The organism is Pseudoalteromonas sp. (assembly GCF_018402495.1).
Classification (GTDB): domain Bacteria; phylum Pseudomonadota; class Gammaproteobacteria; order Enterobacterales; family Alteromonadaceae; genus Pseudoalteromonas.
Genome location: NZ_JAGYIU010000001.1, coordinates 962947 through 976765 on the forward strand (window position 1 = coordinate 962947; position 13819 = coordinate 976765).

The following is a 13819-nucleotide window of genomic DNA, read 5'->3' on the forward strand; positions in this document are numbered from 1 at the left end:
CTTAGTTATTTATCGTCACTGATACGGCTTGCTACCGCACTATTCTGATCTTTATATTTTGCATCAATGCGGGTGTTATAAGGGCTTTCACACGGACCGGTAAGTGTTTCAAAACTCATTGCGCCAATTTTCATCATAGGTCTGAGCGCAAGCGGCAGCTTACCAGAGTTATAAAACTCTAAAACAATATTACCACTCCAACCAGGATCGATTCTGTGTGCTGTAACATGCACCATTAAACCCAAACGTGCCAGCGATGAACGCCCGTCTAACCAACCAACAATGTCTGCAGGTAGGGTTACTTTTTCATAGGTTATTGCCAACGCAAGCTCGCCAGGATGTAGAAAAAACGCTTCGCCTTCAGCTAATACAATTTCGTCGCTCATGATTGATTCTAACGCTTTATTAAGCTGATCTTTTGGACCACTTAAATCAACATAAGCGGCATTATGGGCATGAAATGTTCTAAACTTATTACCTAAGCGAAGATCAGCGGTAACCCCTGAAATCATTTCACTCGTTGGCGCGGGCTCGATAACAATGCGCCCATCGTTTAAGTATTCTTTAATATGTGTATCTGAAAGTCTCATTTTTAATCTTCCGTAATCACAACGTCAATCGCGTTGTGATGTTGTTGATAGTAAAGCGTGCTGGCAATCAATCGTGCGGCCGCGCTGTAAGTTTTGCTAATAACCGCATCTGTATCATCGGCAATCAACTTACCTTGCTCAGAGGATTCTCTGATATCAATCGCAAGCGGAATATGCGAAAGCACAGGCACACCATACTTAAGGGCTAATTTTTGTGCACCGTCTTTACCAAATACATGGTTGGCCTCGCCGCAATGCCCACAAATGTAATGGCTCATATTTTCAATCAAACCGAGCACTGGCACATTTACTTTATTAAACATAGCAATACCCTTTTGCGCATCAGCAAGCGCTAAGTCTTGTGGCGTCGTGACAATCACGGTGCCACTGGCTGGCACTTTTTGGCTCATGGTTAATTGAATATCACCGGTACCTGGCGGCATATCTACAATTAAATAATCAAGTTCACCCCAATCGGTTTCATTTAAAAGTTGACTAAGCGCGCCAGAGGCCATTGGACCGCGCCATACGGTGGCATCATCGCTGGGGACTAAAAAACCGATAGATTGCGCTTTAATACCATTGGCATCAAACGGTTGTAATTGTTTATTGTCTTTTGTAACCGGCTCACAGCCAACTAATCCTAACAACATAGGAATTGACGGACCATAAATGTCGGCATCCAGTATGCCTACTTTTGCGCCTTCATTTTTAAGCGAGCCCGCAAGATTTACAGCCGTAGTAGATTTACCCACCCCACCTTTTCCTGAGGCGACTAAAACAATATGTTTAATGGCTTTAAATTTCGCAGCCTCTTTAAGGTGAACACTAGCCGTTACGTTTACATCAATCTTTAAACGCTCAGTCAAAAATTGAGCCACATGCGGCATTTCAGATTGCGCCGCAAAAGGGAGATTGAGTTTAACCGTAATTGATTTATCAGTGTTTTGAGTGATATCAGCAATGAAATCTTGCTCAATACCCACAGCGAAAGCGGCACTGCGATAGGCCGCTAGAGCAGAAATAATCGGTTGTTTTTGCACCGATTTTGCAGAGAATAGTTTCGACAGTCCAAACATAGCAATAAAATAGCGTTTCTTTGATGAAAAGTGCCACGGAATTATGTAACATTCAGGGCATTAACACCAGTCAATTAGTAAATATCGATAAGCAGTGTGCTCTGTTATCACTTTGCTTACCGATAATGTAATAATTTTCATCTGTTCCTGACTAGGAACGCTTAATTCGGAATGATTATGGCACAGCGAAAGATCCTGATTACTAGCGCATTACCTTATGCCAATGGCCCTACCCATTTAGGGCATTTATTAGAGTATATTCAAACTGATATTTGGTCGCGTTTTCAAAAACTACAAGGCCACGAAGCGTACTATGTGTGCGCCGATGATGCTCATGGCACACCTATTATGCTTAATGCGCAAAAGCAAGGGATCACGCCTGAGGAAATGGTAAAAAACGTTAGCATCGAGCGCCAACGCGACTTTGCTGATTTTAATATCAAATTTGATAATTACCACAGTACCCATAGCCAAGAGAATAAAGAATTTAGTGAGCTTATTTATAATCGCCTTAACGATGCAGGTCATATTAAAAAGCACACTATTTCACAGTTATTCGATCCAGAAAAAGGCATTTTTCTGCCAGATCGCTTTGTCACCGGCACATGCCCTACCTGTAAATCGGAAGATCAAAACGGGGATAGCTGTGATGCCTGTGGCGCAACCTACAGCCCAACCGAGCTGATTAACCCACGCTCTGTTATGTCAGGTGCTGAACCTATTTTAAAAGACTCTGAGCATTACTTTTTTGATTTACCCGCCTTTGAAGGCATGCTAAAAGAATGGCTACACTCTGGTACAATTCAACAAGAAATGGCCAACAAGTTAGATGAGTGGTTTGCCGATGGTCTCCAGCAGTGGGACATTAGCCGTGATGCACCTTATTTTGGTTTTGAAATTCCAAACGCACCAGGTAAATACTTTTACGTATGGCTAGATGCGCCTATTGGTTATATGGCGAGCTTTAAAAACTTATGTGATAAACAGGGCATCGACTTTGATGCATTTTGGCAAGAAGGTTCAGACGCTGAGCTTTATCACTTTATTGGTAAAGACATCATCTATTTCCACAGTCTATTTTGGCCTGCTATGTTAGAAGGCGCTCAATTTAGAAAGCCAACTAACGTATTCGCCCATGGTTTTGTTACGGTCAATGGCGCAAAAATGTCTAAATCAAAAGGCACGTTTATTAAAGCGCGTACTTATTTAGATAACCTAGACCCAGAATTTTTACGTTACTACTACGCAGCTAAACTTAATAGTGGCATTACCGATTTAGATTTAAACCTTGAAGATTTTGCACAACGTGTAAACTCAGACTTAGTGGGTAAAGTAGTGAATATTGCCAGTCGTTGTGCTGGTTTTATTACTAAAAAGTTCGACGGTAAGCTGAGCAATACAGTTATGCAACCTCAATTGCTTGCAGAATTCCAGAACGCATCAGCGACAATCACCGAATATTACGAGAACCGTGAATACAGCCGCGCAATTCGTGAAATCATGGCACTTGCTGATAAAGCAAACCAGTTCATTGATAATGCCGCGCCTTGGGTGCTTATTAAAGATGAGTCAAAGCAAGAAGAAGCGCATCAGGTTTGTTCACTAGGACTTAACCTATTTCGCGTGTTGATCACTTACTTAAAACCAGTGTTACCAGGCATGGCAAGTAATGTTGAAGCCTTTTTAAATGATGAATTATCTTGGCAGGGTGCGCAAACAGCGTTAGTAAACCACCCTATCAATAAATTTAAGCCGTTAATGCAACGTGTAGAAATGGATAAAGTGAATAAAATGGTTGAAGAATCAAAAGAAAGTTTAGTTGCTGAAAAAGACAAAATCGATCCTAATAGCCCGCTTGCGAAAGAGCCTATTAGCGAAGAGATTGAGTTTGATGACTTTGCAAAGGTAGACCTGCGTGTTGCTAAAATTGCCAAAGCAGAGCACGTAGAAGGCGCTGACAAGCTGCTTAAATTAACCCTTGATTTAGGCGGTGAAACTCGCCAAGTGTTTGCTGGAATTAAATCGGCTTACGCGCCAGAAGACATTGAAGGTAAATTAACGGTAATGGTTGCTAACCTCAAACCACGTAAAATGCGTTTTGGAATGTCTGAAGGCATGGTACTTGCTGCAGGCCCTGGTGGTAAAGAAATTTACATTCTTAACCCAGACGACGGCTCTGAGCCGGGTATGCGCGTAATGTAATTATTATCGCTTAAAGCCGCTAATATTTAGCGGCTTTTTTTTCATCTGTTATTTAGCTATTCTAATGAGAATTTTTAACGCTGCTATTCTCTGGTTTGCTCCCTCAAAATGATTAAGCATTATTGCGATTTTGTATTACTGCAACAACTTTTGCTAAGTGAATCACCAAGCTTTGCGAGCTAATATACACAAACCAGTTTATATAGCGCACTTGAGGGTAAAAGCCTTGCCCCTGATTACCATAAATCCAAAAAGCACCAATAATAGCATCAGCCAATGCAGCAAGAGAAAGCCCTAAGCTCACCCACACTATTGGTTTGGGCGCGTTAATCGCACCATAGGCAACAACTAATACCAGACCCATAAGTCCAACAGCCGTTATCACTAAGCTATAAACCCCTGTCATAGCTAAAATAGTATCTCCTGCCCCCTCAAGATACATAGAAGAGAACGACGCACTACTTAGCACCAACACAACAACAAAAAAAAGTGCACTTTTTATAAGCGACACCCGGCGTTTTATATTAAAAGCTAACACACAGGCTATAAATAAAAGGCTGTAACCAGGTGCAAAAAATAAGATTGAATCCACTAAGTAATCATGTTTTATCAAGGTACTATAGCGATAATAGTGTTGGGGTAAATTAAAATTAACCACATCACCCGCGATACACAACAGAAAAGCGCCACAGCCTAAAAGAGCAATAAAGCGTAATTGTTGGTCTTTAAAACGTTTAAATACCCAAGCTGACATCGTTACACTATTAAACATAAGTAAGCAGAGCGAACTCAGAGTCAACAGCATTAAAACACGTTTATTTTCAGGCGCAAGTAGCCCTATTAACATCACAGCTAAAGCGCACAGCCAAGCTATAAAAGTAATAATTTGATGCGGATGTTTTATAGATAACGGATTAATTGCACTATCCAACCTTTAAAATTAATAACGTTAACTTAGCAAGTTTTTATCGTCCAAGGCTATTTTTTGTTTTGCATGTGCTGCATTTCTTTTTGTATTTTAAGCCGACATTGCGCTAACTGTTCGAGTCGAATTGCTTTAATAGCGGCTAATGGATCTTGTGCATTAAGTCCACCAGCATCATGGTTATTTTGTTGGTTTATTATTTTACTCTCACCGTGCTTATTGTGCATATCTTTTCTCTTGAAACTGTTTATCGATTTTAGGCGCGGTGCCTTAAGTAAAAAAGTGCTTAAACGCTAAACGATTTACTTGAAAAACACCTGACACCCTGTATATTAGGACCTTCTAATATTTAGAGGTGTATTATGCGCATTATTTTGCTTTTTTCCAGTTTATTTCTTTCATCCGCTGCTTTTGCTGGCAATACCGACGAGGCACGACAAACCATTAAGGCATTTTCAAGTGATTTAAAACAGGTGCTGGTTAGTACTATGAAGCAAAGCGGTTCATTAGCAGCAATTAGCGTATGTAATACAACGGCACCCGCTATTGCTTCACAACACAGCAACAGTCCTTGGCAAATTAGCCGCAGTGCTTTGAAAACTCGTAACTCAGATAATCAACCCGATGCATGGCTCAAAAATGTTTTATTAAACTTTGAACAACGTAAGCTCAATGGCGAGCCGGTAGCAAGCATAGAATATCAAGAGCAAAGACCGGATGGCTGGTATTTTGTAAAAGCGATTCCTACTCAAAAAGCGTGTTTAGCGTGTCATGGCAGTCAGATTGACCCCACAGTTTCTAAAAAAATAGCGACTTTGTACCCTAATGATCAGGCAACTGATTTTAAACTGGGTGACATTCGTGGCGCATTTGTTGTTAAAAGGGCCAGTGAAAATCACCAATGATAACTCATTGAAGATCAGCTATTAAATTTTACTGCATCGGATGCAATACGCTTTTTACGCCTAACATATAAAGTATGTGGCAGCATAAGTAATTGATTTAATAAAATAGCTAATACCAATGCAAACAACACTGCACTCGCGGTTAAAGGGATACCTAACTTAAAGTTATCAAGTGTATTTTGTAATCTGTCAACGCGCTCAAGGGAGAACATATACAGCATTTTTTGCAGTAGATTTCCTTGATCAAAAATAGCCATCCCTTTTTTTAAATCGGCAAATTGCAGTAATGTTTGCTGTTTTTGATTTGCATCGGCTCTAACGCTAGGTTCAGCGTTAGCTAAGTGGCGGTTTATCATCGCTTGCGTGCTAGAAAAGTTATATTGCTTGGCCGTTTTTGCATAGCCGTCGACTTGCCATTTTGTTGCATGGTATAAGCCCGCTAAATGTTGTTGGTAATGATCACTCAGCTGCGGTAGTTGCAATGAAACAATAAAAGCGCAAGCAAATATTAACTTATCGAACAGGTTAACGATCATAATAATCCCTTGTGCTGCGTTTAATAAAAGTGACTACCGTTAACTATAGCAGGTAGTCGCTTTAGTCTAAATACCATGCGCTGCTGTGCTGTTAATCTGCTTGGTGGAATTGACGATGTAGGGCGTGAACCTGCTCAACAAGTGCTGGTACGGGCCCATAAACAGCGACATTAGGAGCAACCGCTTCAATAGGTAACGGGTTAACCGGCGACTTAGTCATTTTGAGCTCGCTAAGCCAGCTAGTTAATTGCGCAGATGAACTCACATACATAATTCGCCCTAAACCTACCCATGCGTGTGCTGCGGCGCACATAGGGCAATGTTCCCCAGAGGTATACACAGTAGCCCCAGCGCGTTGCTCAGGGGTCATATTATTTGCTGCCCAACGAGCAATTTCAAACTCAGGATGACGTGTATGATCGCCACTCGCAACACGGTTACGATCTTCCATACATACATTTCCTTCAGCATCAACAAGCACAGAGCCAAACGGTTCATCTCCTGCTTCTAACGCCTCTTTAGCTAGCGCTACGGTGCGTTTTAAGTGCTCTAAATCAGTCTCGTTCATAATCTGTAAACTCCTTTACTATCACTTTTGGGGATATTTAGTAACGTGATCTGTTTTTCTACTGCGCTAACCATAACGCTTTGATCCCTGCTTTTGCAACACGTACATCCTCACTGCCATGAGCACCGCCAACTCCCACAGCCCCCACCACAGTATCGTTAATATAAATAGGCACCCCGCCATCCAATATTAAAATGTTTTCATCTAAATAACGAAGGTCTGCTGGAATAGTGCCCTCTTTTATGCCTTTTGCTATAACTGCGGTTTCTCGCTTTTGCGAATTGGCGGTATAGGCTTTTTTATAACTGGCACGAATAGTATGAACACCGGCACGATGATCGCGAAGTACCGCCAACGTTTGCCCAGATGCATCCACAACGGTTATTGATACAGCTAAATTGTCTTTGTGCGCCGCTGCAGACGCTGCATTGACTATACGCTGTGCCATTTCACCCGTTAATTGTGCCATCATAGCCACATTTTCAAGCTGTTGATTATGAGTATTTATCTGCATTTCAGTTTGTCCAACAACAGACGCTAATGAAGAAAGTGATGCAATGAGCGCTGTAAAAATAGCCCGTTTTTTCATGGTTTATTTTCTATTGTTAATTAATGACGTTATATCGCTGAACTGGATATAAAAAATTGAAAATAAACAGACCGTGTTTACTCATAAAAGCTTTCACTAGGAGGGTTAATAGCTGGCTTTGCTTTTTATTAAATACCTTTATTGGGATAAGGCAATGACCCACCCTTTTTTAAAAAATGATCGTAAGCTAGCAACCCTGCGTAATATTTAACCGACAACTAATCAATTTAAAGGAAAGTAACATGTTTAAGAAAATAGCGTCTGTTCTGACTTTTGTATTAGCAAGTTTAACCCTATCTTCAGCAGCTCATGCCGATCACCATGGTATGAAAAAAGATATCGTTGATGTAGCTGCTGCCAATGGTTCTTTTTCAACACTCGTTGCAGCTGTCAAAGCGGCAGGCCTCGTTGATACGTTAAAAGGAGATGGCCCTTTTACTGTATTTGCGCCAACTGATGAAGCATTTGCTAAACTACCAGCAGGTACCTTTGAAAACCTTCTTAAGAGCGAAAATAAAGACAAGTTAATTGCAATTCTTACCTACCATGTGGTATCAGGTAAAGTAATGGCTGCAGACGTTGTAAAATTAGACAGCGCAACGACCGTACAAGGTCAGTCTGTGAATGTTACCGCCAATGATGGCTCTGTTATGATCAACAATGCCAACGTAGTAATGGCAGATGTAAAAGCGAGTAACGGCGTGATTCTTGTCATTGATACTGTTTTGTTGCCAAAAGAGTAACAATCCAACCTCCACAGCGGAGTAAAATACTAACTCCGCTCACTATTACAAGCACAAGTTGTTAATTTATTTTACTAACCTCTCTTTGTACTAGGTGCTGTTGATCTTTGTGGATTGGAATTTATTCAAACAAGGGGCGATTTAATCGCCCCAAAAGGTTTATAACCTAGTGGGCTAAGTAAAAGCCGAGTAAAGCTTCCGCGTCCTGCTCACGTCTCTTACCACCATCCATGTAGGCAACAAAGAGTCAATCGCCCCTTGGAAGAACCCTTTGGGCAATGCCTGTTTGGCATTGATGCTACGTTATCGCCTATTTATGGGGAATAACCACACCACATAGGCTCAACCTTGCTTAAATACCAAACAGACTACTGCAAATTCAACCTTGAAAGGTTAACAGGCCCTTAAGAAGGTTATTTTTCAAAAATTTATAAAGTCGCTTGATGTTTTGTCTCTGCTATAGGTTAAGTATTTATTTGACTGTATAAATGCAGAGCCGTTCAAAGGACTGTGTAACAAAACATGTTTAAGGATAGAGACATGCATAAAACATGTCTCTAAAGATAGTTTACTGCTGGTTTAATTTGTCTTTCGCTTCTTGTACTTTTGCAAAATCTAAACCTAATTCATCCGTTGCTTCTTTAATTAAATGAGGTTGGGTCATTACTACCGCCATCAATTGCTGAAGTTTTTCTGGTGGAATACCCAGCTCTTGTACTAAAGCCATAGCCGTCATTGGGTTTTGGGTAAATGCTTCAAATAATACCGCTACTTTTTCATCGCTGACATTGTGCTCTTTTAATATTGCAATAATTGGATTCATTATTAACCTTAAAATCGAAATAGTTTTTTAAAGTATATGACTTCATAGAGGGATTAACAATATTAATCCCTGTGGCATTACTTGTTTCACTCTACCAACAATACAACTTTACCTGAGTTTTCATTACCCTCTAAAATGGCATGTGCCTCACTAGCTTGTTGCCATGGCATGGTTTTATAAATATTAAAGTCATACTTTTGATTGGCAATATCATCATAAAAGCGCGCTACAAATGCATCTTTTAACGCACGTTTAAACGCAATACTGCGATTACGTAATGTGGAGGCATGAAACGAAATGCGCTTTTGTAATAAGCGTGCAAAATCGACTTCGGCAAAGCGACTATCTAAAAATGCGAGCATCACAATCTGACAATCCATTGCGGCCACTTTGGCATTTTTATTCAAATAGCGGCCAGAAACCGGATCGACTATTGCGTTTGCACTTAAGTTATGTGCCTTCATATATTCTACAAAGTCAGTGGTTTTATAATTAATCACGTGGTCAGCACCTAAGCTTTTAGCGTGTTCACATTTTTCATCAGACCCTGCTGTTATTACCACCTGTGCACCAGCACTTTTTGCCATTTGAATAGCCGCTCCACCTACGCCACTGGCACCAGCATGAATAAGCGCCGTTTGCCCTGATTGTAGTTTTCCTAACTCAAAGAGTGCGCCAAAGGCAGTCAAATACACTTCACTAATAGCAGCACCTTGTGCCATAGAAATATGATCTGGCAATTCCATTAATTGCTGCGCATCTACCGCGACATATTCACTGTACGCACCACCGGCACATAGAGTAAAAATACGCTTATCTTGCCATTTAGGGTCTACCTCACTGCCAAGCTCACACACAGTGCCTGCGCATTCAAGTCCCAATATAGGGCTATCGCCTTCAGGAGCCGGATATTTACCTTGACGCTGCATACAATCAGCGCGGTTAACACCAATCGCCGCCACTTTTACCAGTACTTCATTACTGCTAATCTTAGGCTTATCGGTTTGTTCAAACGCTAACTGCTGATCTTGATGTGAAATGTACTGCATAAATCTCCTCGTATTTTATTCTATTTGATTTTCGCCATACTTCGGCCATAACTAACTCGTTATTTTCTGTGTAATATGATTAAAGTGTGTAGCGGTTATTAATTTTATTGATGTAACCTCGGGGTTTTAGCACTGGCAAACACAGAGCCTAACAAAAAAGCAAAGCCAACTAATATAAACTTCATAATACTCCTTTTGGTGTTAGCAGCGCCTTAAGCACAAAAATTCAGTGCTGATTTAATCAGTCTATTGGCCTTTGTGGACTAACCTTTGTTCAATTTAGGCCGAACTCGTTGGGCAGTGCATGTTCTGCATTTATGCTGCGTTATCAGCAATTGCTGGGGAAGCCTTGCCTAAAAACACGACTTCAAATTTAACCTTGACAGATAAACAAAACTATAAATTATTAAAGCGCCAGCTTTGTTTATAAGGATATACATCAGGAAGCTGACCTTGCTCAATACCTTGCTGAGTCATTTGCCAGTACTTTGCCGTAAATAAGTCACTATGCTCACGATTAAAGTGGCTAAATGCGCAGATACTGGCACTAAAAAACACCTTAAATTGACTAGGGAATATATCATTTTGTTCTATGTCAAAATAAGAATGTGAGCTTAATTCCTCTAACGCGTTGTCAGTATTTGGCACTTCTCTAAAATTACAATCAGTGAGAGGGCAAATTTCATCGTAATCATAAAATACCACTCGGCCCCAACGCGTTACTCCAAAGTTTTTCATTAGCATGTCACCGGCAAAAATATTAGCACTGGCAAGCTCTTTAATGGCTTTACCATAGTCAACCATCACCTGCTGCAGTGATTTACTAGTACATTGATTAATATATAAATTAAGCGGTGTCATTTTTCGCTCAACATAAACATGTTTGAGTATTAACGCTTTGCCCGAAATAATTAAGCTATCACCAATGTGTTTTTTCATTTCAGTAAGCAGTTCATCACTAAAACGACTTAAATCAAAGGCTAGGTATCTAAATTCATGAGTATCAACTAATCGCCCTACTCTATCAGCCTGTTTTACAAAGTTATATTTATCTTTTACCTGCTGTTTTGTCGCTGTTTTTGGTGCACTAAATTTATCTTTTATTACTTTGTACACATAGTCTAAGCCATCAATTGTAAAAACCAGCATCACCATACCGGGTGTACCTGGCGCTAAATGATATTTATATTGCTCGGGGCTACTTTTAGTCGTATCCACCTTATAGCGATAAAATTCTGTTTTCGCATGTTTAATAAAACCTATCGCATTAAACAATTCAAACCGTTGTTTGTGAGGCATTAACACACTTAAGTAATCTACATACCGAGCGGGTTGGTCGGTATCTACCATAAAGTACGTGCGCGCAAAGCCAAATAATAAACTCAGTTGATCAGCGCCCATCATCACAGCATCAATTGTAAGCCCGTCTGGAGTATTTAAAATGGCAATTGCAAAGGGCATATTGTCGCCATTTTTAGCAATACATCGCCCTATTACATAACACGCTTTATTTCGGTAAAAGTGTGAGTTAGCGTACTCAATATAGCCGTCATTTAAACTTATTAGCTCATACACTTGTCGGCATTGTTGCTGCGCCCCTTGGGTTAACGTTGCTTGTAGTTTAGCTAAGTCCTCGTTTAAACTTTTAAATGGCACTCTAAACACTTGTTCATTAACTAAAGTTTTAACTGCGCTGTCAAACCCTTCTTTTAAGGAAATACGACTCACTAACCCTTCATAAGAGCGTGGTTGCCCCCGGTACTTTGCTTTTAAGACAAATAAATGCACCGTACGAATTTTTTTATCATCCCAAATTGCGCCAAAAGTAGAATTAAAAAACGTATGTGCAATTGGCTGGTTTTCATGCTCTTTAACCATTTCGCCATAAATATTTTTTGCACGTTGCCATGTTTGTGGACAGTTTAATTCATCATAGGCAATCACTTTAACGGCCTCACTCACCTGCTTTACTTGACGCTCATACACTTGCAAGCGCGCTCGCATTGCCGCCTGCACCTCATGATATTGGCGCTGTTCAAAGCGACTTTGTGCCCCTAAGGTAATATTTAAAAACTGTGCAAACATAGCTTCAAAGCCAGCAAATACAGCGCGTGCTAACTTAGTGGCTATGAGTTCTTGTATAGGATTGTGGGTAGACGTTAACGACGTGCTAGGCATAGTATAGGCGCTTCTATTTTTAGCAATTATGCTGATTATTTTTTATAAGAGGTTTACACCTTAGCAAGCACGCTTTAATTTAGATAATTAATACAGCAAATAAATAAAATTGATCATATGAATATAAGAAATGTCGATCTCAACCTACTCGTCTATTTAAATGTATTAATAGATGAAAAAAGTGTGTCTAAAGCGGCCAATAAACTTGCATTAACACAGCCGGCTATGAGCAATGCGTTAAAACGCCTAAGAGACTTATTTGACGATCCTTTGCTTGTTCGTGCAGCAGGCTCCATGACCCCAACAGCTAAAGCGCTTGCCCTTAAACCAGAAATTGAAGCTTTGCTCAAAATGGCCGAAGAGATCACTCAACCCAGTGAGCTGTTTGATCCAGTCACTGCGCACATTACATTTCGTATTATGGCAAACGATTATTTAGAGTCGACACTCATTGCCCCATTTATTTGTGCGCAATTAGCTAAAAATCCGGGTATTGACTTTGATGTGCTAAGCCCCAGTGATGTTAATCTACAAGATATGGAAAAAGGTACCATTGATTTAGCCATTAACCGCTTTAATGGCTTGCCCCGTTCTTTTCACCAAGCTACTGTATGGCGAGATAACTATTGTTGTTTAACCCATCCACATAATCCATTTTTAAACGATGCAAACTTAGACCAATACTTAAAAAGTGAGCATATTTGGGTTAATCGAGCCGGCTGGGGCCCCGAACCCGCTGTGACCAATAAATCAGGTAAACAAAAATTAGGCTGGGTCGATGAAGCATTATGGCAATTAGAGCAAACCCGTAAAATACGTGTTTTTACCCGTCATTATATGATTGCCAGTTTACTTTGCCAATCAGAGCAACTCATAGCAACGTTACCGCGTCGCCAAGCAAAACTTTTGACCAGCCATACCAATTTAGTGATCAGCCCTGTGCCATTTCAAATCGTACCGATAGAAATAAAAATGATATGGAGCCCCTTATTACACCATACACCAGCACATCAGTGGCTTAGACGTGAGTTATTGGCGTTTGCAAATACTGTAATGGATAGATAGGAACTTTAATATTGATAAAATCAATATCAGTTATTGAAAACAACAATTTCATTAATATTACACTTAGCGCTAGAGTGAAGTTAAGCCAACAAACAAAGAGTAATAATTATGCAAACAACAGCAAGCTTCACACAACAAGATGGATTATTTATTGATGCAAACTTACATCAATTTATTGAACAGCAATTATGCAATAAAATAACAATTGAAACACAAGATGTTTATCAAGCACTTGCAACACTAGTTGACGAATTTGGTTGTACCTGTCGCAAAACAAAACATCAAGAAAATGACATTCTTGACGTAAATACTTTATTAAATGCGTATCAGCATAAAAGTCACCCACATTGTCATGTAGATGCACAAACAACCGCAGCTGTGCTCGATGAATACTGTTGCCAAGTACCGGCCATTATAGTTGTTGCCTTGATGGATACACTTAGCGGTACACATTGCAACGAGCCAAGTGCGCATAAGCTTTACCACAGAGCCGCACAGCTTACTGGTTGCCCTTGCGTCCATGGTGAGCAAACAGCTAATGCTTCAGCAGCTTAATAATGCAGCCGC

The 13819-nt window shown here is 40.3% G+C and carries 15 protein-coding genes; 5 read left to right on the forward strand and 10 right to left on the reverse strand.

What is annotated here, in order from left to right; translation table 11 throughout:
- Positions 1 to 5: 5 nt before the first annotated feature.
- Both dcd and apbC read right to left on the reverse strand, forming a co-directional pair.
- Positions 6 to 590 carry a dCTP deaminase gene (gene dcd / locus KG708_RS04405; RefSeq protein WP_013465052.1) on the reverse strand — a complete coding sequence of 195 codons (585 nt, stop codon included), beginning with the start codon at positions 588 to 590 and terminating at the stop codon, positions 6 to 8.
- 2 nt (positions 591 to 592) lie between these two features.
- Positions 593 to 1669 (reverse strand): iron-sulfur cluster carrier protein ApbC, encoded by a 1077-nt coding sequence (gene apbC, locus KG708_RS04410; RefSeq protein ID WP_213608272.1) that lies wholly within the window; start codon positions 1667 to 1669, stop codon positions 593 to 595.
- Between the two features lie 177 nt (positions 1670 to 1846).
- Here apbC and metG point away from each other — a divergent pair, with 177 nt between their 5' ends.
- Positions 1847 to 3871, forward strand: a complete 2025-nt coding sequence (gene metG, locus KG708_RS04415) for a methionine--tRNA ligase (protein ID WP_213608273.1) — start codon at positions 1847 to 1849, stop codon at positions 3869 to 3871.
- A 112-nt stretch (positions 3872 to 3983) separates the two neighbouring features.
- Here the strand turns inward: metG and KG708_RS04420 are convergent, their stop codons facing one another.
- Positions 3984 to 4625, reverse strand: a complete 642-nt coding sequence (locus KG708_RS04420; protein ID WP_301003165.1) for a hypothetical protein — start codon at positions 4623 to 4625, stop codon at positions 3984 to 3986.
- 224 nt (positions 4626 to 4849) lie between these two features.
- Positions 4850 to 5023 (reverse strand): hypothetical protein, encoded by a 174-nt coding sequence (locus KG708_RS04425; RefSeq protein ID WP_167378568.1) that lies wholly within the window; start codon positions 5021 to 5023, stop codon positions 4850 to 4852.
- A 135-nt stretch (positions 5024 to 5158) separates the two neighbouring features.
- On the opposite strand from KG708_RS04425, the gene KG708_RS04430 reads away from it, so the two are divergent.
- Complete coding sequence (locus KG708_RS04430; protein ID WP_213608274.1) at positions 5159 to 5701, forward strand: DUF3365 domain-containing protein; 543 nt, start codon at positions 5159 to 5161, stop codon at positions 5699 to 5701.
- 14 nt (positions 5702 to 5715) lie between these two features.
- Here the strand turns inward: KG708_RS04430 and KG708_RS04435 are convergent, their stop codons facing one another.
- From KG708_RS04435 to KG708_RS04445, 3 genes are all read right to left on the reverse strand, one after another.
- Positions 5716 to 6237 carry a DUF2937 family protein gene (locus tag KG708_RS04435; protein WP_213608275.1) on the reverse strand — a complete coding sequence of 174 codons (522 nt, stop codon included), beginning with the start codon at positions 6235 to 6237 and terminating at the stop codon, positions 5716 to 5718.
- A 91-nt stretch (positions 6238 to 6328) separates the two neighbouring features.
- Complete coding sequence (locus KG708_RS04440) at positions 6329 to 6805, reverse strand: nucleoside deaminase (RefSeq protein ID WP_213608276.1); 477 nt, start codon at positions 6803 to 6805, stop codon at positions 6329 to 6331.
- Positions 6806 to 6863: 58 nt separating this feature from the next.
- A complete protein-coding gene (locus KG708_RS04445) occupies positions 6864 to 7394 on the reverse strand; it encodes a heme-binding protein (protein ID WP_213608277.1) in 531 nt (176 codons plus the stop codon).
- Between the two features lie 242 nt (positions 7395 to 7636).
- Between KG708_RS04445 and KG708_RS04450 the strand changes: the two genes are divergently transcribed.
- Complete coding sequence (locus KG708_RS04450; protein WP_213608278.1) at positions 7637 to 8137, forward strand: fasciclin domain-containing protein; 501 nt, start codon at positions 7637 to 7639, stop codon at positions 8135 to 8137.
- A 568-nt stretch (positions 8138 to 8705) separates the two neighbouring features.
- Here KG708_RS04450 and KG708_RS04455 read toward each other — a convergent pair.
- The 3 genes from KG708_RS04455 to aceK form a co-directional block, all read right to left on the reverse strand.
- On the reverse strand, positions 8706 to 8960 hold the full coding sequence (locus tag KG708_RS04455; RefSeq protein WP_213608279.1) for a DUF2999 family protein: 255 nt from the start codon (positions 8958 to 8960) through the stop codon (positions 8706 to 8708).
- 86 nt (positions 8961 to 9046) lie between these two features.
- A complete protein-coding gene (locus tag KG708_RS04460; RefSeq protein ID WP_213608280.1) occupies positions 9047 to 10009 on the reverse strand; it encodes a zinc-binding dehydrogenase in 963 nt (320 codons plus the stop codon).
- Positions 10010 to 10405: 396 nt separating this feature from the next.
- Positions 10406 to 12187 (reverse strand): bifunctional isocitrate dehydrogenase kinase/phosphatase, encoded by a 1782-nt coding sequence (aceK, locus tag KG708_RS04465; protein ID WP_213608281.1) that lies wholly within the window; start codon positions 12185 to 12187, stop codon positions 10406 to 10408.
- Between the two features lie 117 nt (positions 12188 to 12304).
- Between aceK and KG708_RS04470 the strand changes: the two genes are divergently transcribed.
- Both KG708_RS04470 and KG708_RS04475 read left to right on the forward strand, forming a co-directional pair.
- A complete protein-coding gene (locus KG708_RS04470; RefSeq protein WP_213608282.1) occupies positions 12305 to 13252 on the forward strand; it encodes a LysR family transcriptional regulator in 948 nt (315 codons plus the stop codon).
- A 108-nt stretch (positions 13253 to 13360) separates the two neighbouring features.
- Positions 13361 to 13807: a hypothetical protein gene (locus tag KG708_RS04475; RefSeq protein ID WP_213608283.1), complete on the forward strand. Its 447-nt coding sequence runs from the start codon at positions 13361 to 13363 to the stop codon at positions 13805 to 13807.
- The last annotated feature ends 12 nt before the right edge of the window (positions 13808 to 13819 follow it).

Coding starts and splice junctions, on each gene's coding strand:
- apbC (WP_213608272.1), bottom strand. CDS start 1,669: ATGTTTGGACTGTCGAAACTATTCTCTGCAAAATCGGTGCAAAAACAA.
- KG708_RS04445 (WP_213608277.1), bottom strand. CDS start 7,394: ATGAAAAAACGGGCTATTTTTACAGCGCTCATTGCATCACTTTCTTCA.
- KG708_RS04420 (WP_301003165.1), bottom strand. CDS start 4,625: ATGTCAGCTTGGGTATTTAAACGTTTTAAAGACCAACAATTACGCTTT.
- metG (WP_213608273.1), top strand. CDS start 1,847: ATGGCACAGCGAAAGATCCTGATTACTAGCGCATTACCTTATGCCAAT.
- KG708_RS04475 (WP_213608283.1), top strand. CDS start 13,361: ATGCAAACAACAGCAAGCTTCACACAACAAGATGGATTATTTATTGAT.
- KG708_RS04440 (WP_213608276.1), bottom strand. CDS start 6,805: ATGAACGAGACTGATTTAGAGCACTTAAAACGCACCGTAGCGCTAGCT.
- dcd (WP_013465052.1), bottom strand. CDS start 590: ATGAGACTTTCAGATACACATATTAAAGAATACTTAAACGATGGGCGC.
- KG708_RS04455 (WP_213608279.1), bottom strand. CDS start 8,960: ATGAATCCAATTATTGCAATATTAAAAGAGCACAATGTCAGCGATGAA.
- KG708_RS04460 (WP_213608280.1), bottom strand. CDS start 10,009: ATGCAGTACATTTCACATCAAGATCAGCAGTTAGCGTTTGAACAAACC.
- KG708_RS04450 (WP_213608278.1), top strand. CDS start 7,637: ATGTTTAAGAAAATAGCGTCTGTTCTGACTTTTGTATTAGCAAGTTTA.
- KG708_RS04435 (WP_213608275.1), bottom strand. CDS start 6,237: ATGATCGTTAACCTGTTCGATAAGTTAATATTTGCTTGCGCTTTTATT.
- KG708_RS04470 (WP_213608282.1), top strand. CDS start 12,305: ATGAATATAAGAAATGTCGATCTCAACCTACTCGTCTATTTAAATGTA.
- KG708_RS04425 (WP_167378568.1), bottom strand. CDS start 5,023: ATGCACAATAAGCACGGTGAGAGTAAAATAATAAACCAACAAAATAAC.
- aceK (WP_213608281.1), bottom strand. CDS start 12,187: ATGCCTAGCACGTCGTTAACGTCTACCCACAATCCTATACAAGAACTC.
- KG708_RS04430 (WP_213608274.1), top strand. CDS start 5,159: ATGCGCATTATTTTGCTTTTTTCCAGTTTATTTCTTTCATCCGCTGCT.